Origin of the sequence: Helicobacter acinonychis (genome assembly GCF_900461455.1) — a bacterium.
Taxonomy (GTDB): domain Bacteria; phylum Campylobacterota; class Campylobacteria; order Campylobacterales; family Helicobacteraceae; genus Helicobacter; species Helicobacter acinonychis.
The window spans coordinates 647499-673378 of record NZ_UGIA01000001.1 but is presented as its reverse complement, the minus strand read 5'-3'; the positions used below and the strand labels follow the sequence as shown (position 1 = coordinate 673378).

General features: G+C 39.7%; 20 protein-coding genes and 1 pseudogene. 14 read left to right on the top strand and 7 right to left on the bottom strand.

The window, feature by feature from the left end; genetic code table 11:
* Positions 1–3: 3 nt before the first annotated feature.
* The 5 genes and pseudogenes from fliG to dcm form a co-directional block, all read left to right on the top strand.
* Positions 4–1035 (top strand): flagellar motor switch protein FliG, encoded by a 1032-nt coding sequence (gene fliG, locus DYI00_RS03105; RefSeq protein ID WP_011577853.1) that lies wholly within the window; start codon positions 4–6, stop codon positions 1033–1035.
* Entirely contained in the window at positions 1022–1798 is a 777-nt protein-coding gene (fliH, locus tag DYI00_RS03100) for a flagellar assembly protein FliH (protein WP_081430806.1), read from the top strand. The genes fliG and fliH overlap by 14 nt, the downstream gene beginning before the upstream one ends.
* A gap of 2 nt (positions 1799–1800) precedes the next feature.
* Entirely contained in the window at positions 1801–3651 is a 1851-nt protein-coding gene (gene dxs, locus DYI00_RS03095) for a 1-deoxy-D-xylulose-5-phosphate synthase (RefSeq protein WP_011577851.1), read from the top strand.
* Between the two features lie 20 nt (positions 3652–3671).
* The gene (gene lepA, locus DYI00_RS03090; protein WP_041600279.1) at positions 3672–5462 is read left to right on the top strand and encodes a translation elongation factor 4; all 1791 of its coding nucleotides are present in this window, start codon (positions 3672–3674) and stop codon (positions 5460–5462) included.
* An 8-nt stretch (positions 5463–5470) separates the two neighbouring features.
* Positions 5471–5839 (top strand): annotated as a pseudogene (gene dcm, locus DYI00_RS03085) (DNA (cytosine-5-)-methyltransferase); the annotation flags it as partial.
* A gap of 503 nt (positions 5840–6342) precedes the next feature.
* Here dcm and DYI00_RS08890 read toward each other — a convergent pair.
* From DYI00_RS08890 to DYI00_RS03055, 6 genes are all read right to left on the bottom strand, one after another.
* Positions 6343–6678: a hypothetical protein gene (locus tag DYI00_RS08890; protein WP_225236249.1), complete on the bottom strand. Its 336-nt coding sequence runs from the start codon at positions 6676–6678 to the stop codon at positions 6343–6345.
* Positions 6679–6980: 302 nt separating this feature from the next.
* Complete coding sequence (flgR, locus tag DYI00_RS03075; protein ID WP_104687545.1) at positions 6981–8126, bottom strand: transcriptional activator FlgR; 1146 nt, start codon at positions 8124–8126, stop codon at positions 6981–6983.
* On the bottom strand, positions 8123–8596 hold the full coding sequence (locus DYI00_RS03070; protein ID WP_011577846.1) for a hypothetical protein: 474 nt from the start codon (positions 8594–8596) through the stop codon (positions 8123–8125). The genes flgR and DYI00_RS03070 overlap by 4 nt, the downstream gene beginning before the upstream one ends.
* Positions 8596–11091, bottom strand: a complete 2496-nt coding sequence (gene gyrA / locus DYI00_RS03065; RefSeq protein WP_011577845.1) for a DNA topoisomerase (ATP-hydrolyzing) subunit A — start codon at positions 11089–11091, stop codon at positions 8596–8598. Before gyrA ends, DYI00_RS03070 begins: the two co-directional genes overlap by 1 nt.
* 19 nt (positions 11092–11110) lie before the next feature.
* Positions 11111–11497, bottom strand: coding sequence for a diacylglycerol kinase (locus tag DYI00_RS03060; protein ID WP_011577844.1), 387 nt, complete (start codon positions 11495–11497; stop codon positions 11111–11113).
* The gene (locus tag DYI00_RS03055) at positions 11490–12518 is read right to left on the bottom strand and encodes a hypothetical protein (protein WP_011577843.1); all 1029 of its coding nucleotides are present in this window, start codon (positions 12516–12518) and stop codon (positions 11490–11492) included. Before DYI00_RS03055 ends, DYI00_RS03060 begins: the two co-directional genes overlap by 8 nt.
* 266 nt (positions 12519–12784) lie before the next feature.
* On the opposite strand from DYI00_RS03055, the gene DYI00_RS03050 reads away from it, so the two are divergent.
* The 8 genes from DYI00_RS03050 (at position 12785) to DYI00_RS03015 (ending at position 23029) form a co-directional block, all read left to right on the top strand.
* Positions 12785–13960 carry an acetyl-CoA C-acetyltransferase gene (locus tag DYI00_RS03050; RefSeq protein ID WP_011577842.1) on the top strand — a complete coding sequence of 392 codons (1176 nt, stop codon included), beginning with the start codon at positions 12785–12787 and terminating at the stop codon, positions 13958–13960.
* Between the two features lie 10 nt (positions 13961–13970).
* Positions 13971–14669, top strand: a complete 699-nt coding sequence (locus DYI00_RS03045) for a CoA transferase subunit A (protein ID WP_011577841.1) — start codon at positions 13971–13973, stop codon at positions 14667–14669.
* The gene (locus tag DYI00_RS03040) at positions 14666–15289 is read left to right on the top strand and encodes a 3-oxoacid CoA-transferase subunit B (RefSeq protein ID WP_104709316.1); all 624 of its coding nucleotides are present in this window, start codon (positions 14666–14668) and stop codon (positions 15287–15289) included. The genes DYI00_RS03045 and DYI00_RS03040 overlap by 4 nt, the downstream gene beginning before the upstream one ends.
* Before the next feature lie 22 nt (positions 15290–15311).
* Complete coding sequence (locus DYI00_RS03035; protein ID WP_104687543.1) at positions 15312–16676, top strand: TIGR00366 family protein; 1365 nt, start codon at positions 15312–15314, stop codon at positions 16674–16676.
* Between the two features lie 134 nt (positions 16677–16810).
* Positions 16811–17809 carry a lipid A deacylase LpxR family protein gene (locus tag DYI00_RS03030; protein WP_011577838.1) on the top strand — a complete coding sequence of 333 codons (999 nt, stop codon included), beginning with the start codon at positions 16811–16813 and terminating at the stop codon, positions 17807–17809.
* Between the two features lie 234 nt (positions 17810–18043).
* Positions 18044–20185 (top strand): hydantoinase/oxoprolinase family protein, encoded by a 2142-nt coding sequence (locus DYI00_RS03025; protein ID WP_104709315.1) that lies wholly within the window; start codon positions 18044–18046, stop codon positions 20183–20185.
* Positions 20186–20202: 17 nt separating this feature from the next.
* Positions 20203–22500: a hydantoinase B/oxoprolinase family protein gene (locus tag DYI00_RS03020; protein WP_104687541.1), complete on the top strand. Its 2298-nt coding sequence runs from the start codon at positions 20203–20205 to the stop codon at positions 22498–22500.
* Between the two features lie 28 nt (positions 22501–22528).
* Positions 22529–23029, top strand: a complete 501-nt coding sequence (locus DYI00_RS03015; protein ID WP_011577835.1) for an acetone carboxylase subunit gamma — start codon at positions 22529–22531, stop codon at positions 23027–23029.
* A gap of 223 nt (positions 23030–23252) precedes the next feature.
* Here the strand turns inward: DYI00_RS03015 and DYI00_RS03010 are convergent, their stop codons facing one another.
* Positions 23253–24305: a type II asparaginase gene (locus DYI00_RS03010; RefSeq protein ID WP_011577834.1), complete on the bottom strand. Its 1053-nt coding sequence runs from the start codon at positions 24303–24305 to the stop codon at positions 23253–23255.
* A 75-nt stretch (positions 24306–24380) separates the two neighbouring features.
* Here DYI00_RS03010 and DYI00_RS03005 point away from each other — a divergent pair, with 75 nt between their 5' ends.
* On the top strand, positions 24381–25712 hold the full coding sequence (locus DYI00_RS03005; protein ID WP_104687539.1) for an anaerobic C4-dicarboxylate transporter: 1332 nt from the start codon (positions 24381–24383) through the stop codon (positions 25710–25712).
* Positions 25713–25880: the final 168 nt, after the last annotated feature.

Here is a 25880-nt window from a genome sequence, read left to right as displayed (position 1 = left end):
AAAATGGCAATCAAGCTCACCCCTAAACAAAAAATGCAATTAGACGAACTTTCTATGAGTGAAAAAATCGCCATTTTACTCATTCAAGTGGGCGAAGATACCACAGGCGAGATTTTAAGGCATTTAGACATTGACTCCATTACAGAAATTTCTAAACAAATCGTGCAATTAAACGGCACAGACAAGCAAATCGGTGCGGCGGTTTTAGAGGAATTTTTTGCGATTTTCCAATCCAACCAATACATCAATACCGGCGGTTTAGAATACGCTAGAGAGCTTTTAACTAGGACTTTAGGGAGCGAAGAAGCCAAAAAAGTGATGGACAAACTCACTAAAAGCTTGCAAACGCAAAAGAATTTCGCTTATTTAAGCAAGATCAAATCTCAACAACTCGCTGATTTCATCATTAACGAACACCCTCAAACCATCGCCTTGATTTTAGCCCACATGGAAGCCCCCAATGCAGCTGAAACCTTGAGCTATTTCCCTGATGAAATGAAAGCCGAGATTTCTATTAGAATGGCGAATTTAGGCGACATATCGCCTCAAGTGGTTAAAAGGGTTTCCACTGTGTTAGAAAATAAATTAGAATCGCTCACCAGCTATAAAATTGAAGTGGGCGGCTTAAGAGCGGTAGCTGAAATCTTTAACCGCTTAGGCCAAAAGAGCGCTAAAACCACGCTCGCTCGCATTGAAAGCGTGGATAACAAACTTGCCGGTGCGATTAAAGAAATGATGTTCACTTTTGAAGACATTGTGAAATTGGATAATTTCGCCATCAGAGAGATTTTAAAAGTAGCCGATAAAAAAGACTTGTCTTTGGCTTTAAAAACTTCCACGAAAGATTTAACCGATAAATTCTTAAACAACATGAGTAGCAGAGCAGCAGAGCAATTTGTAGAAGAAATGCAATATTTAGGGGCGGTTAAAATCAAAGATGTGGATGTGGCTCAAAGAAAGATCATTGAAATCGTGCAAAGCTTGCAAGAAAAAGGCGTGATCCAAACGGACGAAGAGGAAGATATCGTTGAATAGCCGTAAAAATTTGATCCAAAAAGACCATTTGAATAAACATGACATTCAAAAATACGAATTTAAGAGTATGGCGAATTTACCCCCTAAAACTAACCCCAATCACGCTTCTTTAGAAACGCCTATCTCACAAGAGCCTTTGGAAAAAAAAGTGATAGAAAATGATTTGATAGATTGTTTATTGAAAAAAACCGATGAGCTTTCAAGCCATTTGGTGAAATTGCAAATGCAATTTGAAAAAGCTCAAGAAGAGAGCAAATCTTTGATTGAAAACGCTAAAAACGATGGCTATAAAATCGGCTTTAAAGAGGGCGAAGAAAAAATGCGTAACGAGCTCACTCACGGCGTGAATGAAGAAAAAAACCAGCTTTTGCATGCGATCACCGCTTTAGATGAAAAAATGAAAAGTTCAGAAAATCATTTAATGGCTTTAGAAAAAGAACTGAGCGCGATTGCGATAGATATGGCTAAAGAAGTGATCCTTAAAGAAGTGGAAGACAACAGCCAAAAAGTGGCTCTCGCTTTGGCTGAAGAGCTATTAAAAAGTGTTTTAGACGCAACGGATATTCATTTAAAAGTCAATCCTTTGGATTATCCTTATTTAAACGAGCATTTACAAAACGCTTCCAAAATCAAATTAGAGAGTAATGAGGCTATTTCTAAAGGAGGCGTTATGATCACTAGTTCTAATGGGAGCCTTGATGGGAGTTTAATGGAGCGCTTTAGAACGCTTAAAGAAAGCGTTTTGGATAATTTTAAGGTGTGATTTTGCAAAATAAAACTTTTGATTTAAACCCTAATGATATTGCAAGCTTGGAAGCAGTGTGCCAAACACTGCGGGAGCGTATTTTAGAAGTGGTGAGCACTAATGGGGGGCATTTAAGCTCCTCTTTAGGGGCTGTAGAGCTTATTGTGGGCATGCATGCCTTATTTGATTGCCAAAAAAACCCTTTTATTTTTGACACTTCGCATCAAGCTTACGCCCACAAGCTTTTAACTGGTCGTTTTGAAAGCTTTAGCACTTTAAGGCAATTTAAAGGTTTGAGCGGTTTTACTAAACCCAGCGAGAGTGCATACGATTATTTCATCGCTGGGCATAGCTCCACTTCGGTTTCTGTGGGCGTGGGGGTGGCGAAAGCCTTTCGTTTGAAACAAGAACTAGGCATGCCTATCGCTTTATTAGGCGATGGGAGTATTAGCGCTGGGATTTTTTATGAAGCCTTAAACGAGCTAGGCGATAGGAAATACCCCATGATTATGATATTAAATGATAATGAAATGAGTATCAGCACGCCTATTGGAGCCTTATCCAAAGCCCTTAGCCAGCTCATGAAAGGTCCGTTTTATCAGTCTTTCCGCTCTAAAGTGAAAAAAATCTTAAACACCTTACCTGAAAGCGTGAATTATTTAGTGAGCCGTTTTGAAGAATCTTTTAAACTCATCACCCCAGGCGTGTTTTTTGAAGAATTAGGCATTAACTACATAGGGCCTATTAATGGGCATGATTTAAGCACGATTATTGAAACCTTAAAATTAGCTAGAGAGCTTAAAGAACCGGTGCTTATTCATGCACAAACCTTAAAGGGTAAAGGCTATAAAATCGCTGAAGGGCGGTATGAAAAATGGCATGGGGTAGGGCCTTTTGATTTGGATACCGGCATGTCTAAAAAAACTAAAAGCGCGATTTTATCGCCCACTGAAATCTATTCTAACACCCTTTTAGAATTAGCCAAGAAAGATGACAAAATCGTAGGCGTAACCGCTGCGATGCCTAGCGGCACAGGGTTAGACAAGCTCATTGACGCTTACCCTTTGCGTTTTTTTGATGTCGCTATCGCTGAACAGCATGCCTTAACCTCTAGCAGCGCTATGGCTAAAGAAGGGTTTAAACCTTTTGTGAGCATCTATTCTACTTTTTTACAGAGAGCTTATGATTCCATTGTGCATGACGCTTGCATTTCTAGTTTGCCGATTAAATTAGCTATTGACAGAGCTGGGATTGTGGGTGAAGATGGTGAGACGCACCAAGGCCTTTTAGATGTGTCGTATTTGCGCTCTATCCCCAACATGGTCATTTTTGCCCCACGAGATAATGAGACTTTAAAAAACGCCGTGCATTTTGCTAATGAATACGATTTAAGCCCTTGCGCGTTCCGCTACCCTAGGGGATCGTTTGTATTAAAAGAGGGGGTTTTTGAGCCTAGCGGATTTGTTTTAGGGCAAAGCGAATTATTACAAAAAGAGGGCGAAATTTTGCTCATTGGCTATGGTAATGGCGTAGGGAGGGCTTATTTAGTCCAATTGGCTTTAAAAGAAAAAAACATAGAGTGCGCTCTTTTAGACTTGAGATTCCTTAAACCTTTAGATCACAATTTAAGCTCAATTGTCGCGCCTTATAAAAAGCTCTATGTTTTTAGCGATAATTACAAGCTTGGGGGGGTGGCTAGTGCGATTTTAGAGTTTTTGAGCGAACAAAATATATTAAAGCCTGTTAAAAGCTTTGAAATTGTTGATGAATTTGTCATGCATGGGAACACCGCTTTAGTGGAAAAATCCTTAGGCTTAGATACAGAGAGTTTGACTGACGCCATTTTAAAAGATTTAGGACAAGAGAAATGAAACCAACGACGCCAACGCCTATGAAAAATATCCGCAATTTTTCCATTATCGCTCATATTGACCATGGTAAAAGCACTTTAGCGGATTGCTTGATCGCTGAATGCAATGCTATTAGTAATAGAGAAATGACAAGCCAAGTGATGGATACTATGGATATTGAAAAAGAAAGGGGTATTACGATTAAAGCTCAAAGCGTGCGCTTAAATTACACGCTTAAGGGGGAAGATTATGTGTTAAACCTCATTGACACTCCAGGGCATGTGGATTTTAGCTATGAAGTGTCTCGCTCTCTGTGTTCGTGCGAGGGGGCGTTATTAGTGGTAGATGCCACTCAAGGCGTGGAAGCGCAAACCATTGCAAACACTTATATCGCTTTAGACAATCATTTAGAAATTTTACCGGTGATCAATAAAATTGATTTGCCGAATGCGAATGTTTTGGAAGTCAAACAAGATATAGAAGACACCATAGGGATTGATTGCTCTAGCGTTAATGAAGTGAGCGCTAAAGCTAAGATTGGCATTAAAGATTTGTTAGAAAAAATCATTACGACTATTCCTGCTCCTAGCGGTGATGCTAGCGCTCCTTTAAAAGCGCTCATTTACGATTCATGGTTTGATAATTATTTAGGGGCGTTAGCGTTGGTGCGTATCATGGATGGGAATATCAACACAGAGCAAGAAATTTTAGTGATGGGAACGGGTAAAAAACACGGCGTTTTAGGGCTATATTACCCTAACCCTTTAAAAAAAATCCCTACTAAGAGTTTAGAATGCGGTGAGATTGGCATTGTGAGTTTGGGGCTAAAGAGCGTTACTGATATTGCTGTGGGTGATACGCTCACAGACGCTAAGAACCCTACCTCTAAACCCATTGAAGGCTTTATGCCGGCTAAACCCTTTGTGTTTGCGGGGATTTATCCTATAGAAACGGACAGGTTTGAAGATTTGAGAGAGGCGTTATTAAAACTCCAGCTTAACGATTGCGCTTTAAATTTTGAGCCTGAAAGCTCGGTGGCGCTTGGCTTTGGTTTTAGGGTGGGCTTTTTAGGACTATTGCATATGGAAGTGATAAAAGAAAGGTTAGAGAGGGAATTTAGCCTTAACCTCATCGCTACCGCTCCCACGGTGGTCTATGAAGTGCATTTAACCGATAATAGTATTAAATATGTCCAAAACCCTAGCGAATTACCCCCTGAAAATCATATCGCTTGCATCAAAGAGCCTTTCGTGAGAGCCACAATTATCACGCCTAGCGAATTTTTGGGTAATTTAATGCAGTTATTGAATAATAAAAGAGGTATTCAAGAAAAAATGGAATATTTAAACCAGTCTCGTGTCATGCTCACTTATTCCTTACCTAGCAATGAAATTGTGATGGATTTTTATGACAAGCTCAAATCTTGCACTAAAGGGTATGCGAGCTTTGATTATGAGCCCATAGAAAACAGAGAAGCTAACTTGGTGAAATTAGATGTGAGGGTGGCAGGCGATATAGTGGATGCACTTTCTATCATTATAGATAAAAATAAGGCGTATGAAAAGGGGCGAGCTTTAGTGGAAGCGATGAAAGAGCTTATTCCGCACCAACTTTTTGAAGTCGCTATCCAGGCGAGCGTGGGGAATAAAATCATCGCTAGAGAGACAATCAAATCCGTTGGTAAGAATGTAACGGCTAAGTGTTATGGGGGCGATATTACACGAAAAAGAAAACTTTTAGAAAAGCAAAAAGAAGGCAAGAAACGCATGAAAGCTATCGGTAAGGTAGAGCTTCCCCAAGATGTATTTTTGGCGATTTTAAAGATTGATTAGGGTGTTTGATGGAAGTAGGCTCACTTTTTGCTGGGATTGGAGGGTTTGAATGCATGTTTTTGCAAGCAGGCTTTGAAATTGGCTGGGCGAATGAATTGGACAAAGACGCATGCAACACTTATAGGGCTAATTTCAAACACAAGCTTTTAGAACAAGACATTAAAGATTTAAACCCTAATGAATTAGAAGATGTTGGGTTAATAAGTGCAGGGTTTCCTTGTCAAGCGTTTAGCATTGCTGGGTTACAAAAAGGGCTTAATGATGAAAAAGGGGCGATCGTTATGGAAATGTTTTGCATCATTCAAGCTAAAAAACCTCATGTTTTATTATTGGAAAATGTAAAAAATTTAGCGAGCCACAACAAAGGGAAAACCTTACTAAAATCCGCTCCCCTTATTCAAATCGCCACTAAGCAGATCGCCTCAAATCCCCATCAACCCCCTAAAATAGGGCATATAGCGTTTTTACGCATTATAAGGCATCATACAGCGAAACAATGCCAAAAGAATACCGAGAGTACACCCCATATCGTTGAAATTTGACCACTTTACGGCTCTTTAAACGCTATGTTTAGTTTTGAGGGTTGGAAAAGTCTGTTTTTGAGCGACCGCAATTGGGTTAAAAAATGACTTTTAATTTAAAAAACTAAGAAGATTAAAGCCCAACAAGATTTTATTTATTATTGTTTTTCATCCGCATTATAATCGCTTGAATAGGATCCTTAAGAATATTGCCAAACAATGGCCCCTCATTCAACTTGTTGAATACCTTGTTTATTATTTTAATAGCTGTCTTATTTGAGTTTTTAAGATACTTAGGGAACTGCACTCTAATGTCTCTATCAACTATAGTTCTCCACTTTTTATAGCGAAATTTAATCCTAATATTCAGTCTTTTGTATCCACTCCACATCGTAACTCTTGAAAGAAACCCCCAAATAATCCCTAACCAATCGCTCAATACTATAAGGCTCTTTATTCAAAAAACGCTTGATATTTGTGGAATTGGTTTCATAGTATATTGTTAGGTTCGCTATTTTCAAGCAAATAAACTTATCATTAAAAACATCAATGATTTTATAAGAGCTACCATATCCATAATAGATCGAATTAGGTTTCTGTGGTTTTTTATTAGCCTTTAATTCATTAAATTCATCAAAAATATCTGACATGAAACCATAATCATTTGCAGAATCTAAAGCGGTTTTACTATTCAATCTAACAATCTTTTCCTCACTCAATTTTATCCACTCTTTTACTCAATTCGTTACACAACAAACCATGTAACTCCTTGTTTTTTAATTTCTTAACAATAAAATCATTCGCTAACATAAAAACTCCGAATTAATTGAATCCTCATCTTTAAATCTCTCTTTAAACCCTTTAAGCAAAAATCCCAAATTAAGCGTTTCTAATAAATGCTTTTTCTAATGACTCCATGAAATTATAGTGTGATCACTAAATCTAGGGGTTATTAAACTTATGTGGTTGCAGATGATCTGCAAAGAAGTCTTACAAACTACTTTTCCAAAAACAAATCTTTCTCTTGGATTTCTTTTTCTTCGCTTAAAATCGCTGCCCTTTCCACTACGCCTAAAAGCTCTCGCACATTCCCATGCCAAGAGTATTCTAAAAGGCGTTGAGCGGCGTTTTTTGAAAAAGATTTTTCCCCTAAATGATACGCATCGCACACTTCTTTAAGCTTGATTTCAGCAATGGGTAAAATCTCTTCTATTCTCTCTCGCAAGGGTGCGATGGTTATAGGTACAATTTGTAAGCGGAAAAACAAATCTTCTCTAAATTCTTTTGAAGCGATTTTTTCTTTCATGTTGGCGTTGGTGGCTGAAATGAAACGCGCATCAATTTTAATACTCTTATTATCGCCAAGGCGTGTGATTTCTTTTTCTTGAACCACTCTTAAAAGTTTGCTTTGCAATTGAAGGGGCATTTCAGCGATTTCATCTAAAAAGATCGTGCCTTTATTCGCGCTTTCAAAAAGCCCCATTTTAGGAGCTGTGGCGTCCGTGAATGCACCTTTTTGATACCCAAAAAGCTCGCTTTCTAATAAATGCTCTGGGATAGCGGACATGTTGATCGCAATAAAAGGGTGTTTAGAGCGTTGGGAATGTTGGTGGATAAAATGAGCAAAGACTTCCTTACCCACCCCACTTTCGCCTAATAGCATGACATTAGCGTCCGTGCTTGCGACTTTTAAGGCTTGTCGTTTGCTCTCTTCTAACGCTTTTGAAGTGGCTAAAAAGCTGTGTTTGTGTGGTTTTTTTAAAGGCTTTTCTAAAGGGTGTTTTTTTTGAAATTCTAAAACTTTTTTGGTGCGATAGATGGATTCTAAAAGCAATTCTGGTTTAAAAGGTTTTTGGAAAAAGTCTTTCACGCCTAAACGAATGGAATCAATGGCTTTATTTAAGGTCGCATTACCGGTAATCACGATGGATTCATACTTGCCTTCTAAAAGGCGTAAAAATTCCAAGCCGTCCATATGGGGCATGTTAATATCCGTGATGACTAAATCAAAGCTTTCATCAAGTTTCGCTAACGCGTCTTTAGGGTTTTTAAAACTCACAATCTCTAAATCATCTTGAAGCTCAAAAAAAAGCTCCAGGCTTTTACGCATGTTAATATCATCTTCTACAATGGCGATTTTCATTCTTCTTCCTTTCTAAAAATATCTAAAGACAGTACATCCCCCACTAAACTCGCTTTAACGCTTAAGGCTTTGAGGTTAAGAATGCTCGTGGTGGTCGTGCCATTTTTATAGCTACGATCATAATGCGTGATAGCTACTTGGCTTTTTAAAATGCAATCAATGACTTGCTCTTTTTCTTTTTTTAACGCTATTTCTAAAAGGAAGCGTTCTAATTGTGTTTTAAGTAGGGGGTCTTTCAAATTGGGTAAGTTGTGGGTGGTGATGGAGCAATGATAATCTAAAACATAGGGGGCTGTTTGAATGCGGCTAACGATAGGTTTAGAGACAAAATACTCTTCGCCCATCACTCTAGAATCAACGATTTTCAAGCGATACGAAATTAAAAATTCTTGATCTTCTAGGGGGCTAAAAGCATGCAAAAAAGCCCCAAAAAAATAAAATAAAGAACACAAGAATAAAAGAAAACGCATCACTCAAACAAATTTTGTGGTTTTTGTGTAGAAGGGGTTTCTAAATTTTCTGGCTCTTCTTCTTTAGGGCAAGAATTGACATACACGACTTTATCAGCAGCGTCTATGAGTTTTACCCCACTGGCATTTCTTCCGGTTTCTCTAATATCTTTAATAGAGACCCTAATCATTTTCGCGCTCGCAGTAAGAATCATGAGATCTAAGTTTTCATCATCTACGCTGATAATACCCACTAGATTACCGGTTTTTTTATTGAGTTTCATGCCAATGACACCCTTACCCCCACGAGCTTGCTCTCTGTAAGATTCTGCTAAGGTTTGCTTCCCAAGCCCGTTTTCACTCACACTCAAAAGCTTGTTGTGATCATCGCTAATAACGACCGCACCGATAACAAAATCATTTTCATTTAGTCTAATGCCTCTAACCCCACGAGCACTCCTTCCTATTTCGCGCACATCTTCTAAAGGGAATTTAATGAAAGTGCCAGAATGCGATGCGATGAGCAAATGCTTGGAGTTTTTATCCACAATCTTTGCACTAACCAATTCATCATATTCATCTAAAACGATCGCTCTAATCCCGCTATAACTCCTGTTGCTCCCAAATTCGCTCAAATTGGTGCGTTTGACTACCCCATTTTTAGTGAAGAAAGCTAAAGAGCGTTCATCGCTAAAGTCTTTAGTGCTTAGAGTCGCCATGATCTTTTCATCCGGAGCGAGCGAGATTAAATTCACAATGGCTTTACCCATAGCGATCCGGCTCGCTTCTGGGATTTTATAAACTTTCAAATGATACAACTGACCTTTATTAGTGATAAAGAGCAAAATATCATGCGTGTTAGCCACAAAAAAGCTTTCAATAAAATCGCCTTCATAAGTGCTGCCTGAAAGCTTGCCCTTACCACCACGATTTTGCCTTTCATAAGCTTTTAAATCCACTCTTTTCACATAGCCTTTATAGCTCATGCTCACTACCATAGGCTCATTAGCGATTAAATCCTCTATGTCAATATTTTCATAAGATTCTTGAATTTCAGTGCGTCTTGGAGAAGAAAATTGCTCTTTAACTTCTAAAAGCTCTGTTTTAACGACTTCATTCAAGCGATCTTCGCTCTTTAAAATGCCATTCAATTCATCAATAAGCTCTAGCAAGTTTTGGTATTCTTCTTTGATTTTATCTCTTTCAAGACCTGTTAGGCGTTGCAAACGCATTTCTAAAATGGCCTTGCTTTGGATTTCGCTCAAAGTAAAACGCTCCATTAAGGTGTTTTTAGCCATTTCTGGGCTTTCGCTTGTTTTAATGAGTTGCACGATTTCATCAATATTATCTAGTGCGATCAAATAACCCTCTAAAATATGCGCTCTGGCTTTAGCCTTTTCTAATTCAAAGATAGTGCGTCTTATAATAATGGTTTTTCTGTGGTTTAAGAAAAGGTGCAACAACTCTAAAAGCGTGAAAATTTTAGGCTCTTTGTTGTAAATCGCTAGTAAGATGATGCTAAAAGTGGTCTCCATGGCGGTGAGTTTGTAGAGGTGGTTTAAGACAATTTCGCTCATCGCATCTCTTTTTAATTCAATCACCACTCTAATGCCTTCTCTATCGCTTTCATCGCGCACTTCACTAATGCCTTCAATTTGTTTTTCTCGCGCTAGATCGCTGATTTGTTCCACTAATTTGGCTTTGTTGGTTTGGAAAGGCATTTCATCTAAAACGATAACCTCTTTATTTTTTGTCTTTTCCACATGCACTTTGGCTCTCACTTTCACGCGCCCTCGCCCTGTTTTATAGGCTTCAATAATTCCCACCTTGCCATAGATGATCCCACCGGTGGGAAAGTCAGGCCCTTTGATAAATTCCAAAACCTCATTCAATTCAGCGTTAGGGTTTTCTAAAACATGCACTAAAGCGTCTATGATTTCATCAATCCTATGGGGGGGTATAGAAGTGGCCATCCCTACAGCAATCCCATTAGCGCCATTGACTAAAAGGTTAGGCAGACGGCTTGGTAAAATATCTGGCTCTTTTAAAGTGTCATCATAATTAGGCACAAAATCTATGGTGTCTTTGTCAATATCCCTTAAAATTTCTTCACTCGCCTTGGTCATTCTGGCTTCAGTGTAACGCATCGCCGCAGCGTTATCGCCATCAATAGAGCCAAAGTTGCCTTGCCCATCTACTAATTCCAAACGCATGGAAAAATCTTGTGCCATTCTCACTAGTGCATCATAAACCGCATTATCGCCATGGGGGTGGTATTTACCAATCACATCACCCACAATCCTAGCGCTTTTTTTATAAGCGACTTTAGAAGTAAGACCTAATTCATTCATCGCATACAAAATGCGTCTATGCACAGGCTTTAAGCCATCTCTAGCGTCCGGTAAAGCGCGCCCTATGATCACGCTCATAGAATAAGCCAAATAACTCTCTTCAATAGAGCAATCAATACCCACTTCTACAATATTCTTTGTTTCATTGATTAAATAATCTTGCATGTGTCTCCCTAAAATTTAATTACTTCAAATAAAGCGTTAAAAGATAACGCCCCCAAATAAAAGCCCAAAAAATAAGCCCTATCAACTGGGCTGAACTGGCTATGTCTTTGGCCTTTTTAGCTAAAGGGTGAAACTCTGTGCCTGTAAAATCCACAGCCTTTTCAATAGAGCTATTAATCAATTCAATGACCACCGATAAAAAGCAAGGCACAATCAATAGTCCCCATTCTAAAAAATCTTTGGCTAGATAGCTCGCTAGAATGATGCAAAAAAGAGCCAAGATGACAATTTGTCTGAACGCGCTCTCTTCAGCCCATGCACATTTAAGCCCATCTTTAGAATAAAAAAGGGCTTTAAAAAGGCGTTTGAAACCTTTAGCTTTAGGGGGGACTTTGAAATCACTCATGACTTATTTTATAAGTTTTAAAGAAATTTGTGCTAAGACTTTCCAACAGGGCGTTAAAAGTCAGCTTGGTGTTGTCTTTTATTTGGGCGTTAAGAACGATTTGAGATCGTTTGTCTTTAGCCATAGAGACAAAGGCTTGTAAAAATTCTTTAAAATTTTGTTGGAGCTCTGTGTCATCTTTAAAATGGGATTGGAATAAAGCCATAAAATAGTTTTCTAAAGAAGCTAACACGCTTTCATAAGAAACGCTAGGGGTTTGAGCGTGCAAGCTAAAATAGGGGGAAAAAAAGCCCAAACTCTCCTTATTTTGGTTATAAAAGGCTTCTAAAAGATTTTTAAAGTGGTGTGCTTGGATAGAAACCCCTAACTTTGGTGCTAAAAAACGCAGTTTGTCTTGCAACTTTTCTATGGCTTTAGTGTCTTTAGAATTTAAGGTTTTAAAAAGAGTTTTAAGAGAGAGATTTTTTGGCGTTTCCATTAAACCCTCTTGAAAAAAAGTGTAAGAAAGGACATTGTCGGTATTAGTCAAATCGCATTTTAAATTGTCGTTTAAGGTTTTTTCGTCTAAAGCGTTAAATTTTAAAGAGCAATTCAAGTGCGTGGGTTTAATTTTTTCTAATAAGATATTCAAGTTTTTTAAAGGGATTTGATGGATTTTTTGTTGGATAGATTGTTCTAAAATAGGGGATTTTACTTGAGAGTTGATAGAAAGGATAAGAGAGCTTTTATCTAAAGAATTGAGTTTGATATTTAAATCTTTAAAACCTACAATAGGGGAGTTTTGAGAATCTAAAAAACTCATTTCTTTAGAAACGCATGCAATTTTAAAAAACCCCCTACATTCAAAAGGAGTGCCTGTAATTCCCATGTCTTTGATATTTGGGCGTTGCTCTAAATAAGCGTTAAGATAAGCGGCTAAAGATTTTTTAACCGACATGCTAGTAAAAAAAATAAACGCTCCTAAAAGTGCACAAATCAAAGCCCCAATAATCAAAATCCAAGACATGAATTTTTTAGTCAAAAAACACCCTTTGTTGAAAACATTACTGAACGAGATTATAACACAATCGTGCTTAAATTTAAGACGATACCCACCCTTTTTATAAGACTATTTAAGAATGCCATGATGCGAAATAATGATGAAACGATAAGAATAATATTTTTGTGAAAAAAATAAACGGATCGCTTTCAATACAAGACAAAATCTCAAACAAAATAAAATAGGTTAGGGCGCTAATTATCTAAAAGTGATACTATGACTGAGTAGATTAACTTAAAGGCAAAGATATGAATGAAGTGGTTGTAGTAGCGGCAAAGCGTAGCGCTGTAGGGAGTTTTTTAGGCTCTTTGAAAAATGTGAGCGTTAGGCAAATGGGTGTTAGCGTGCTTAAAGACGCTTTAAAGGCGAGCGGACTTGATCCTAACGATGTAGATTCAGTTATTTTAGGCAATGTCTTATCCGCTGGTTTGGGTCAAAATATCGCTAGGCAAATCCAACTGGATGCAAGCATACCTAATGACAGGCATGCTTTTAGCGTTAATATGGTTTGTGGGTCGTCCTTGAAAGCCATTCAGTTAGCACATGATAGCATCATGCTTGGGCGCGATGAAGTGGTGGTGTGCGGTGGCGTGGAGAACATGAGTGCAGCACCTTATTTGTCGTTTGACATGCGAGAGGGAAAAAGAATGGGGAATGCGAACATGATAGATTCTATGGTTTATGACGGACTATGGGATGCGTTCAATGATTACCACATGGGGATCACCGCAGACAATATCGCTAAAGCATACCACATAAGCCGAGAAGAACAAGACGCATTTGCACTCCAATCGCAACTCAAAGCAAGAGTTGCTATCAATGCAGGGAAATTCCAAGAAGAAATCACTCCCATTGAAATAGTAAATAAAAAAGGCACGATTGTTTTCAAAGAAGACGAATACCCTAGAGACACGACGCTAGAATCCCTTGCAAAGCTCAAACCTGCCTTTAAAAAAGACGGATCGGTAACGGCAGGGAATTCATCAGGAATCAATGATGGTGCTAGCGTAGTGATTTTATGCAGTGCTAAAAAAGTGCAAAAGCTAGGGTTAAAAGTAATGGCGGTTATCAAGGGGTTTGGTTTGGGCGGTTGCAGTCCGGACATAATGGGTATATGCCCAAGCATTGCGATTAAAAACAACCTTAAAAATGTCAAAATGCATCTTGACGACATCAATCTTTTTGAACTCAATGAAGCCTTTGCCGCTCAAAGTATAGCCGTGTTAAAAGAGCTTGAACTCAACCCCAATATCGTGAATGTGAATGGCGGTGCAATAGCGATTGGCCATCCTATTGGGGCGAGCGGTGCTAGGATATTGGTTACCCTTTTGCATGAAATGAAGCGAAGTGGGCATGGTATTGGTTGTGCATCATTGTGCGTGGGTGGTGGGCAAGGAATATCAGTGATTGTTGAACAAAAATAAGGAGAATGAGATGAATAAGGTTATAACGGATTTAGACAAAGGATTGAATGGGTTAAAAGATGGGGATACTATTTTAGTGGGTGGTTTTGGGTTGTGCGGGATACCCGAATACGCCATTGATTATATCTATAAAAAGGGCATCAAGGATTTGATTGTCGTGAGCAATAATTGCGGTGTTGATGACTTTGGGTTGGGTATTCTTTTAGAAAAAAAACAGATTAAAAAAATTATCGCTTCGTATGTGGGGGAGAATAAGATTTTTGAATCACAGTTATTGAATGGGGAAATTGAAGTCGTTTTGACTCCGCAAGGCACGCTCGCTGAAAATCTGCGTGCTGGAGGGGCTGGGATACCCGCTTACTACACCCCAACAGGTGTTGGGACTTTGATCGCTCAAGGCAAGGAATCAAGGGAATTTAATGGCAAAGAGTATATTTTAGAAAGAGCGATAACAGGCGATTATGGGCTTATTAAAGCTTATAAAGGCGATACTCTTGGGAATTTGGTGTTTAGAAAAACGGCTAGAAATTTCAACCCCTTGTGTGCGATGGCGTCAAAAATATGTATCGCTGAAGTGGAAGAAATCGTTCCGGCTGGGGAATTAGACCCAGATGAAATACACTTGCCAGGGATTTATGTGCAACACATTTATAAGGGCGAGAAATTTGAAAAACGGATAGAAAAAATCACAACAAGGAGCACAAAATGAGAGAGGCTATCATTAAAAGAGCGGCGAAAGAATTGAAAGAAGGCGTGTATGTGAATTTAGGGATAGGTTTGCCCACGCTTGTAGCCAATGAAGTGAGTGGGATGAATATCGTATTCCAAAGCGAAAATGGGTTGTTAGGGATTGGTGCTTATCCTTTAGAGGGGAGCGTTGATGCGGATCTTATCAATGCAGGAAAAGAAACCATAACCGTGGTGCCGGGTGCTTCGTTTTTCAACAGTGCAGATTCGTTTGCCATGATTCGTGGGGGGCATATTGATCTAGCGATTTTAGGGGGCATGGAAGTCTCGCAAAATGGCGATTTAGCGAATTGGATGATCCCTAAAAAACTCATAAAAGGCATGGGAGGGGCTATGGATCTTGTGCATGGTGCTAAGAAAGTGGTTGTCATCATGGAGCATTGCAACAAATTTGGGGAATCCAAAGTGAAAAAAGAATGCTCATTGCCTTTAACAGGAAAAGGGGTGGTGCATCAATTGATAACGGATTTAGCGGTGTTTGAGTTTTCAAATAACGCCATGAAATTAGTGGAGTTGCAAGAGGGTGTGAGCGTTGATCAAGTCAAGGAAAAGACAGAAGCTGAGTTTGGAGTGCACTTGTAACTTATAAAAAAGGGGTGTGCTTATGTTTTTATTAAGGCATTTGACTTCAGCGTGCGTGTTTTTGGCTTCTAAATGCTTGCCAGACTCCTTTGTTTTAGTGACTCTTTTATCGTTCATTGTGTTTATTCTTGTTTATTGTTTGACAGGACAAGACGCGTCGTCTGTTATTTCTAGCTGGGGGAATGGTGCTTGGACGCTTTTAGGCTTTTCTATGCAAATGGCTCTTATTTTGGTGCTAGGTCAGGCTTTGGCTAGTGCTAAATTGGTCCAAAAACTCTTAAAATATCTAGCGTCTTTACCTAAAGGGTATTATGCGGCTTTATTGTTGGTTACTTTTTTATCGTTAATCGCTAATTGGATCAATTGGGGTTTTGGCTTGGTGATTAGCACGATTTTTGCAAAAGAGATTGCAAAGAATGTTAAAGGAGTGGATTATAGGTTGCTTATTGCTAGTGCTTATTCGGGTTTTGTGATTTGGCATGGAGGTTTGTCAGGCTCGATCCCTTTAAGCGTTGCAACCCAAAATGAGAATTTGTCTAAAATCAGTGCTGGGGTGATTGAGAAAGCTATCCCCATTAGCCAAACGATTTTTTCCACCTATAATTTAATCATTGTGGGGATCATTCTTATAGGATTACCCTTTTTAATGGCGGTAATCCACCCTAAAAAGGACGAAATTATTGAAATTGACACAAAGCTTTTAAAAGATGAATACAAAGAGACTGAACTCATTGATCACCAAAAAGACAAAACGATCGCTCATTTTTTGGAAAACAGCCCCTTGCTTTCTTATCTTTTGGTTTTTTTGGGTTTGGGGTATCTTGGTCTTTATTTTTTTAAAGGGGGCGGACTTAGTTTAAATATCGTCAATACGATTTTCCTTTTTTTAGGGATCTTGCTCCATAAAACCCCTTTAGCTTATGTGAAAGCGATCAATCATTCCACTAGGAGCGTGGCTGGGATTTTGCTCCAATTCCCTTTTTACGCTGGGATTATGGGGATGATGGCAGGGCATAGTGAAGGGGGGCATTCTTTAGCGCAAATGCTTTCTTTAGCTTTCACGCACATCGCTAATGAAAAAACTTTCGCGCTCATGACTTTTTTGAGTGCGGGGATTGTCAATATTTTCATTCCGTCTGGTGGGGGGCAATGGGCGATTCAAGCTCCTATCATGCTCCCTGCAGGGCAAAGCTTGGGGATAGATCCGGGCGTGGTTTCTATGGCTATCGCTTGGGGGGACGCTTGGACGAATATGATACAGCCTTTTTGGGCTTTGCCTGCATTAGCTATCGCCGGTTTGGGCGCTAAAGACATTATGGGTTATTGCGTTTTGACTTTAATTTTTGTCGCTTTAGTGGTGTGTGGGGTGTTTTATTTTTTAGTGTGAGTTTTTCTAAACCCACGCTCATTTGCACTTTTTTGATGGAGTAAAAAGTTTTTTCTTTTTATTCCTTAAACGCTCTTACAATCAAGCCTTATTTTGCTACAATAACCCCTTAATCACCTATTCAAGGAAGTGCTTTGGTTTTTAAATTTATCTTGTGTTTATTGCTAGGAATGTTTGCATGGGCAAAAGAGGTTATTCCAACCCCTTTAACGCCATCCAAACGCTATTCTATCAATTTGATGACTGAAAATGATGGCTATATCAACCCCTACATTGATGAGTATTACACAGCAGGCACTCAAATAGGATTTTCTACCAAAGAATTTGATTTATCTAAAAATAAAGCGATGAAATGGGCTTCGTATTTAGGGTTTTTCAATAAAAGCCCTAGGGTCACTCGTTTTGGCATTTCGCTTGCGCAAGACATATATACCCCTTCGCTTAAAAACAGAAAATTGGATCACTTGCATGACAACCACCCTTATGGGGGGTATTTGAGAGTGAATTTGAATGCGTATAACCGCCATAAAACTTTTATGGAATTATTCACGCTTTCTTTGGGCACCACAGGGCGAGCTTCTTTAGCTGCTCAAACGCAACAGCTCATCCACAAATGGGGTCATTACCCTCAATTTAGTTGGGATACGCAAATTAAAAACGAATTCATTGTGGAATTGCATTACCAATTACTCAAAAAAGTCCCTCTTTTAACCACTCGTTTTTTTTCTATGGAGTTAATGCCTGGGTTTAATGTGGAGCTAGGCAATGCGAGGGATTATTTCCAACTAGGATCGCTCTTTAGGGCTGGGTATAATTTGGATGCTGATTATGGTGTCAATAAGATCAATACCGCTTTTGATGGGGGCATGCCTTATAGCGATAAGTTTTCTATCTATTTTTTTGTAGGGGCTTTTGGGCGCTTCCAGCCTCTTAATATCTTCATTCAAGGCAATAGCCCTGAAACTAGGGGTATTGCTCATTTAGAATACTTTGTTTATAGCAGTGAAATAGGAGCGGCTATGATGTGGCACGGTTTTAGGGTGGCTTTCACGATCACTGATATTAGTAAAACTTTCCAATCCCAACCCAAGCACCATCAGATCGGCACTTTAGAATTGAATTTCGCCTTTTGATTTGGTATAAATTTAATTTTTTCTTTTTATTTTATTTTATTTGATACTTTTTAGCGGTTTTGATGGGTATTACTAGCGTTTATGGAGCGATTTTACTACTATTCTTCACTTTATGATACCAAATTTTCACATTGTCATTGACTATTCTTGAAATAAACGATCTTTATTTAGAAATCCACTCTATACTTTGAATAGGTTGCTTTTAGCAACACATTAAATACTAAGGAGGAAAAGATGAAAGTCTCAAAAGTTCAGGTGATGGGTATTGATGCCGGTGGCACCATGACGGACACGTTTTTTGTTAAAGAAAATGGTAGTTTCGTAGTTGGTAAAGCCCAAAGCAACCCAGAGGATGAGAGTTTGGCTATTTACAACAGCTCGCAAGACGCTTTGATGCATTGGAAGTCAGATGTAAATCAGGTCTATCCAGAACTAGTCACTTGTGTGTATTCAGGCACTGCAATGCTAAATAGGGTCGTGCAAAGACGAGGTATGGAAGTGGGGCTAATTTGCAATAAAGGGTTTGAGCAGATGCACTCTATGGGTAGGGCGTTGCAATCCTACCTTGGGTATGCACTAGAAGAAAGGCTTCATATCAACACGCACAAATATGACGATCCATTAGTCCCTTTAAAAAGGATTAGAGGCATTACAGAAAGAACCGATGTTAAAGGGCAAGTGGTTATCCCAGTGCGTCAAGAAGAGGTGAAAGCGGCTGTTAAGGAGCTTGTAGAAGTGGGTGCAGAAGCTGTTGTCATTTGCTTGTTACAATCTCATAAAAACGCTGAAAGCGAGCGGATCGTTAGAGATATTGTGCTCAAAGAACTTGAAAAATTAGGTAAAAATATCCCTGTATTCGCTTCTGTGGATTACTACCCTCAAAGAAAAGAAAGCCACAGGATGAACACCACCATTTTAGAAGCTTATGCGGCTGAGCCAAGCAGACAGACTCTCTCTAAAGTCAGCAACCACTTCAAAGAGCATGGTGCTAAATTTGACTTGCGTGTGATGGCAACGCATGGAGGCACCATTAGTTGGAAAGCTAAAGAGCTCGCTAGGACGATTGTGAGCGGTCCCATTGGAGGGGTGATTGGATCTAAATTGCTTGGCGAAACGCTTGGTTATGAAAATATTGCATGCAGTGATATTGGTGGCACGAGCTTTGATATGGCGCTTATCGTTAAGAGCAATTTCAATATCGCTTCTGACCCTGATATGGCACGCCTTGTTCTCTCTCTGCCTCTTGTTGCTATGGATTCTGTTGGTGCTGGTGCAGGGAGTTTTGTGCGCATTGATCCGCATAGCCGATCGGTCAAACTAGGGCCTGATAGTGCAGGGTATAGGGTTGGCACTTGTTGGAAAGATAGCGGTTTAGACACGGTTTCAGTGACGGATTGCCATATTGTTTTAGGCTATTTAAACCCGGATAATTTTTTAGGCGGTTTGATCAAATTGGATGTGGAAAGGGCTAAGAAACACATTAAAGAGCAAGTCGCTGATCCGCTAGGCATTAGCGTAGAAGATGCGGCTGCAGGTGTGATTGAGTTGCTTGATTTGGAGCTTAAAGAATACTTGCGATCCAATATTAGCGCTAAAGGGTATAGTCCGTCTGATTTTGTGTGCTTTTCATATGGTGGTGCGGGGCCTGTGCATGCCTATGGCTATACAGAAGGTTTAGGGTTTAAGGATGTGGTGGTGCCTGCGTGGGCGGCTGGGTTTAGTGCTTTTGGTTGTGCTTGTGCTGATTTTGAATACAGATACGACAAGAGCGTTGATATAGCCATTCCGCAGTATTCTTCAGACGAGTCCAAAATAGAAGCATGCAAGATCATCCAGGATGCATGGGATGAATTGACTTTAAAAGTGATTGAAGAATTTAAGATCAATGGATTTTCTCAAAAAGATGTGATTTTAAGACCTGGATACAGGATGCAGTATATGGGGCAGTTGAATGATTTAGAAATAACCTCTCCTATATCAAAGGCTGAAAGCGTGGCTGATTGGGAAGAGATTGTCAAAGAATACGAAAAAACTTACGCTCGGGTTTATTCTGAATCCGCTTGTTCTCCAGAGCTTGGTTTTAGCGTGACTGGGGTGATTATGCGTGGTGTTGTGGCTACACAAAAACCCGTAATTCCGGTTGAAAAAGAGCATGGTGCTACGCCTTCAAAAGAAGCCAAAATAGGCGTTAGGAAGTTCTATCGCCATAAGCAATGGGTGGATGCAGATGTGTGGCGAATGGAAAAATTACTGCCCGGAAATGAAGTGATAGGGCCTGCGATCATAGAATCAGATGCGACCACATTCGTGGTGCCTAAAGGCTTTGCGACAAAGTTAGACAAACACAGATTGTTCCACTTGAAAGAAGTTAAATAATAGTAAAGGAGTTCTAAATGGCAAATTTATTGAAAAACGGCAAAACTTTAAAACAAGCTAGAGATGAAATCCTAGCTAGGACAGAAAAAACAGGTTATTACAATGGGCTTGAAAAATTAGAGTTCAAAGAAAGCGATCCGATCGGTTATGAAAAAATGTTCTCTAAATTGAGAGGCGGTATTGTGCATGCCAGAGAAACAGCCAAAAGGATTGCTGCAAGCCCTATTGTTGAGCAAGAGGGGGAATTGTGCTTCACGCTTTATAACGCTTTGGGCGATAGCGTGCTGACTTCTACGGGTATCATTATCCATGTGGGCACTATGGGATCGGCTATCAAATACATGGTAGAGAATGGTTGGGAAGATAACCCTGGCATCAATGATAAGGATATTTTCACCAATAATGACTGTGCGATTGGGAATGTGCATCCATGCGATATTATGACTCTTGTGCCTATCTTTCACGATGAAAAATTGATTGGGTGGGTAGGCGGTGTTACGCATGTGATTGATACTGGGTCGGTTACTCCAGGATCGATGAGCACTGGACAGGTTCAAAGATTTGGGGATGGATACATGATCACTTGCCGTAAGACAGGGGCGAATGATGAGAGTTTTAAAGATTGGTTGCATGAATCCCAAAGATCAGTAAGAACGCCTAAATATTGGATTTTGGATGAAAGGACTAGGATTGCAGGATGCCACATGATTAGGGATCTTGTGATGGAAGTGATTAAAGAAGATGGCATCGATTCTTACATGCGATTCATTGATGAGGTGATTGAAGAGGGAAGAAGAGGTCTTATCTCTAGGATCAAGTCCATGACCATACCGGGCAAGTATAGAAAGGTAGCGTTTGTGGATGTGCCTTATGCACATAAGGATATTGGCGTGTGCTCTGAGTTTGCTAAACTAGACACAATCATGCATTCTCCGGTAGAAATCACTATCAATAAGGACGCTACATGGAAATTAGACTTTGATGGTGCATCTAGGTGGGGGTGGCATTCCTTTAATTGCAACCAAGTGTCCTTTACTAGCGGTATTTGGGTGATGATGACTCAAACATTGATCCCCACTTCTCGCATCAATGATGGTGCTTATTTTGCGACTCAATTCAGACTCAAAAAAGGGACTTGGATGAATCCAGACGATAGGCGCACTGGGCATGCTTACGCATGGCATTTCTTGGTATCCGGTTGGAGTGCTTTGTGGAGAGGCTTGTCTCAAGCGTATTATAGCCGAGGGTATTTAGAGGAGGTCAATTCTGGAAACGCCAACACTTCTAATTGGTTGCAAGGCGGTGGTATCAACCAAGATGGAGAGATCCATGCGGTGAATAGCTTTGAGACGAGCTCTTGTGGGAGTGGTGCTTGTGCGATCAAAGATGGCTTGAACCACGCAGCAGCTATTTGGAACCCAGAAGGTGATATGGGTGATATTGAAATCTGGGAAATGGCAGAACCTCTTCTTTATTTAGGTAGGAATGTCAAGGCCAATACCGGTGGGTATGGGAAATATCGAGGCGGTAATGGGTTTGAAACCTTAAGAATGGTGTGGGGTGCACATGATTGGACCATGTTTTTTATGGGTAATGGCTACATGAATAGTGATTGGGGTATGATGGGGGGTTATCCAGCGGCTAGTGGTTATAGGTTTGAAGCGCACAACACTGATTTGAAAAATAGGATTAAAAATAACGACAGCTTGCCTTTGGGTGGTGATTTTAACCCAATTGATTGCGATTATGAAAAGCATATCTCTCGTGCCTCTCAAGTCAAAAGGGATAAGCAATGCATCACCACAGAAAATTGCTTTGATAATTATGACTTGTATTTGAACTACATCAAAGGCGGTCCTGGATTTGGCGATCCGATTGAAAGGGATTTGAGTGCCATTTTAGAAGACCTAAACAGCAAACAGCTATTGCCAGAATACGCCTACAAGGTTTATGGTGCGGTTGTGAGTCAAAATAAAGACGGCGTTTGGGTAGGGGATGAGACCAAAACTGAAGCTAGAAGAAAAGAAATTCTTGAAACTAGGAAATCTAGATCCATACCTGTAAAACAATGGATGGAGCAAGAAAGAAGCGCTATCCTTAAAAAAGAGGCTTCCAAACAGGTTAAACACATGTATGCGACTAGCTTTGATCTTTCGCCGAAGTTTTTGAGCGACTTTAAAAAATTTTGGAACTTGCCGGATAGTTGGACTATGCAAGAAGATGAGCTTGGCGTATTCACTTATGGTTCTAAATACAGAATGGATTTGAGCAAATTGCCTGATGTGCACACGGTTGTGTTGGTTGATGAAAAATAAGTTTTTAAAAAAATAGAGGAGAATGGTTATGTCAAAATACACACAAGAACAAATCAAAAATTTAGTAGAGGGGAGCTTGGATTGGAGCACGATCTTAAAAATGCTTAGCATGCCTAAAGATCATGAGAGGTTTCAAATGTATTTGAATGTGTTGCAAGACAAGGTGGGTTTTGATGACAAGATAGTCTTACCTTTGGGACCGCATTTATTCGTGGTGCAAAATTCTCAAAAAAAGTGGGAGATCAAATGTTCATGCGGTCATGTGTTCTGCACTCCAGAGGAAAATTGGAAGTTGCATACAAACATTTATGTGCGCGACACAGCAGAGAAAATGGAAGAGGTGTATCCTAAACTCTTAGCCAGCGACACCCATTGGCAAGTGTATAGAGAGTACATTTGTCCGGATTGCGGTATTCTTTTAGATGTGGAGGCACCGACTCCTTGGTATCCTGTTATCCATGATTTTGAGCCGGATATAGAGACATTCTATAAAGATTGGCTAGGGATACAGCCCCCAGAAAGACGATAAGATCGCTCACTCCTTTTTGAGAGGCTTTATGCCTCTTGCCCCAAATCTTGCCCCAAATAAAAAGCAAGGTTTAAATTAAACGGATTTTTATCCGTTTAATTTGTGCTATAAGATCGCTTTCTAAAAGATTTATCGCTTGCTTATGGAGTTCTTTGAGGATTAGCAATTAATGAGAGTAAAATTACCCTCTCATCTTTAGTGCTTCAAACCACTAAAAAAGGTTTTAATACTCTTCAAATATTTCTTGGATTTTTTCTCTATTGTTCGTTTTGGTTAAAGCGAGTTGTAAAAGCACTCTAGCTTTTTGGGGGTTTAAATTATCGCTTGTGATAAAGCCATAAGCCTTGTCATCAATCTCGCCTGAAGTCACCTCGCCACTGCCTACCCTACTTGATCGCACAACGATTACCCCCATTTGGTTCGCTTTTTGCATGGCTTTTAAAAATTCAGTGCTCACATTCCCATTACCCACACCGGCGATAACAATGCCTTTTGCATGCGATATTAGGCTTACTTGGAGCAAATCAGGGGTCATGCCGACATGCGTATAAATAATATCCACCTTGGGTAGGGGTTTTTTAAGCTCTAAAATGGAAAATTCACTATTTGTTGTGTGCTTTCTTAAAGGTTGCATGTAATAGCGCGTTTTGCCATAATACACGCTCCCTATCGCACCGCTATTTGGGGCTTTAAAAGTGGAAGTGTGGGTGGTGTGCGTTTTAGTCACTTCTCTAGCGCTAAAAATATTATCATCCATCACCACCAGCACGCCTTTATTTGCACTTTTTTCGTTGATCGCCACGCTCACGGCGTTATATAAATTCAGCACTCCATCAGCGCTTAAAGAAGAAGAATTACGCATCGCTCCCACTAGCACCACCGGTTTTGTGGAGTGTAAAACCAAATTCAAAAAATATGCACTCTCTTCTAAAGTGTCCGTGCCATGCGTGATCACCACGCCTTGGATATGGCTATCATTGAGCAATTCTTGAATGCGTTTAGCGAGTTTGAACCACACCTCTTCATTCATGTCTTGTGAGCCGATATTAGAAATCTGCTCCCCTTGAATGCGAGCGAGCTTATTGAGGTTAGGGATAGCCTTCAAAAGCTCTTTGACACCTAATTCAGCGCTTTTATAATTTCCTGAACTCGCATTCGCACCACTCCCAGCAATCGTCCCCCCTGTTGCTAGTAAAGCAATGGTGGGTAAATTTTGAGCCATAACTTGCCCCTTCAAACAAAGTAAAAGAATGATAAATTTCAAAAACATTCTCATTATAGACCACCTTTTGAAATTTAAAAGATTTTGTAGTATAGTAAAACATCGTTAAAATAAATTTAAAAAGGGTTAATGATGGATACCTTTTTTCAAATTATCGTGTTACTTTTTTCGCTTTTTTTAGGGGCAAGGCTAGGGGGTTTGGGGGTGGGCTATGTGGGGGGCTTGGGAGTGTTTGTTTTGTGCTTGTTTTTAGGGCTAAATCCGGGCAAAATCCCCTTTGATGTGATTTTAATCATCATGGCAGTCATTAGCGCTATTAGCGCGATGCAAAAGGCTGGAGGGTTAGATTATTTAGTCAAAATCGCTGAAAGAATTTTAAGAAAACACCCCAAGCAAATCAACTATTTAGCGCCTAGCGTGGCGTATTTTTTAACGATACTAGCGGGCACTGGGCATACGGTTTTTTCTTTGATCCCAGTGATTGTAGAGGTGAGTCAAAGCCAAAACATCAAACCCAAAGTGCCGTTGAGTTTAGCGGTCGTCTCTAGTCAGGTGGGCATTACTGCAAGCCCAGTGAGCGCGGCGGTGGTGTTTATGAGTGGTATTTTAGAGCCTTTGGGGGCAAATTACTTAACTCTTTTAATGATCTGGATCCCTACGACTTTTTTAGCATGCATGTTCACGGCGTTTATTATGGGTTTTACCAATTTAAAGTTAGACAGCGATCCCAACTATTTAGAGCGCTTGAAAATGGGCAAAATTTCGCCTCCTAAAATCAAAGAAGAAAAAGAAGTTTCAAAAAACGCGAAATTATCGTTATGGATTTTTATTGGTGGGGTTGTGGCGATCGTTTTTTATGCGAGTGCGATTTCTAAAAATATCGCTTTAATTAGCCCGGTGATTTTAGGAAGAGATCAAGCGATCGTGTCTTTCATGCTAAGCGTGGCGGCTTTAATTGCGATTTTTTGTAAAATCAATGCCAATGAAATCGCCCATTCAAGCGTGTTTAAATCCGGCATGCAAGCGTGCGTGTGCGTGCTGGGAGTGGCGTGGTTAGGCGATACTTTTGTGAGCAATCATTTAAATGAAATCGAGCGCTACGCTTCTTTTTTGATCGCAGATTATCCGTTTTTATTGGCTGTGGCGCTCTTTTTTGCTTCTATGCTTTTGTATTCGCAAGCTGCCACTTCTAAAGCACTCATCCCAAGCGTGATCACAGCTTTAGGCATTGGTGCTAATCACACGGAGCATTTGTATATTATCGTGGCTTCTTTTGCAAGCGTTTCAGCGCTATTTGTGTTACCCACTTACCCCACTTTGCTAGGAGCGATCGCTATGGATAACACCGGCACCACCAAAATGGGCCGTTATGTGTTTGATCATGCGTTTTTGATCCCTGGGGTTTTAGTCGTGGCTTTGAGCGTGGCGTTAGGGTTTGTTGTCGCACCGTTGGTTTTGTAGTTTTTATTATGATTTTTATAATTTAATATTTTATAAAAACTCCAAAAAACTTTTTTTGAAACGCAAAAATATTATTTTGCTTGAAAATTCAATAAATTTATCGTAAAATTTAACTGATTGTAAATCAATCCTTATTCTGAATTTGCAAAAAATTACTTTTAAGGACCT

Excerpts from the sequence above, each read along its gene's own strand:
- fliG (WP_011577853.1), top strand. The coding sequence starts at position 4 with ATGGCAATCAAGCTCACCCCTAAACAAAAAATGCAATTAGACGAACTT.
- lepA (WP_041600279.1), top strand. The coding sequence starts at position 3,672 with ATGAAAAATATCCGCAATTTTTCCATTATCGCTCATATTGACCATGGT.
- flgR (WP_104687545.1), bottom strand. The coding sequence starts at position 8,126 with ATGAAAATCGCCATTGTAGAAGATGATATTAACATGCGTAAAAGCCTG.
- DYI00_RS03070 (WP_011577846.1), bottom strand. The coding sequence starts at position 8,596 with ATGCGTTTTCTTTTATTCTTGTGTTCTTTATTTTATTTTTTTGGGGCT.
- gyrA (WP_011577845.1), bottom strand. The coding sequence starts at position 11,091 with ATGCAAGATTATTTAATCAATGAAACAAAGAATATTGTAGAAGTGGGT.
- DYI00_RS03060 (WP_011577844.1), bottom strand. The coding sequence starts at position 11,497 with ATGAGTGATTTCAAAGTCCCCCCTAAAGCTAAAGGTTTCAAACGCCTT.
- DYI00_RS03050 (WP_011577842.1), top strand. The coding sequence starts at position 12,785 with ATGAATGAAGTGGTTGTAGTAGCGGCAAAGCGTAGCGCTGTAGGGAGT.
- DYI00_RS03045 (WP_011577841.1), top strand. The coding sequence starts at position 13,971 with ATGAATAAGGTTATAACGGATTTAGACAAAGGATTGAATGGGTTAAAA.
- DYI00_RS03040 (WP_104709316.1), top strand. The coding sequence starts at position 14,666 with ATGAGAGAGGCTATCATTAAAAGAGCGGCGAAAGAATTGAAAGAAGGC.
- DYI00_RS03035 (WP_104687543.1), top strand. The coding sequence starts at position 15,312 with ATGTTTTTATTAAGGCATTTGACTTCAGCGTGCGTGTTTTTGGCTTCT.
- DYI00_RS03025 (WP_104709315.1), top strand. The coding sequence starts at position 18,044 with ATGAAAGTCTCAAAAGTTCAGGTGATGGGTATTGATGCCGGTGGCACC.
- DYI00_RS03020 (WP_104687541.1), top strand. The coding sequence starts at position 20,203 with ATGGCAAATTTATTGAAAAACGGCAAAACTTTAAAACAAGCTAGAGAT.
- DYI00_RS03015 (WP_011577835.1), top strand. The coding sequence starts at position 22,529 with ATGTCAAAATACACACAAGAACAAATCAAAAATTTAGTAGAGGGGAGC.
- DYI00_RS03010 (WP_011577834.1), bottom strand. The coding sequence starts at position 24,305 with ATGAGAATGTTTTTGAAATTTATCATTCTTTTACTTTGTTTGAAGGGG.
- DYI00_RS03005 (WP_104687539.1), top strand. The coding sequence starts at position 24,381 with ATGATGGATACCTTTTTTCAAATTATCGTGTTACTTTTTTCGCTTTTT.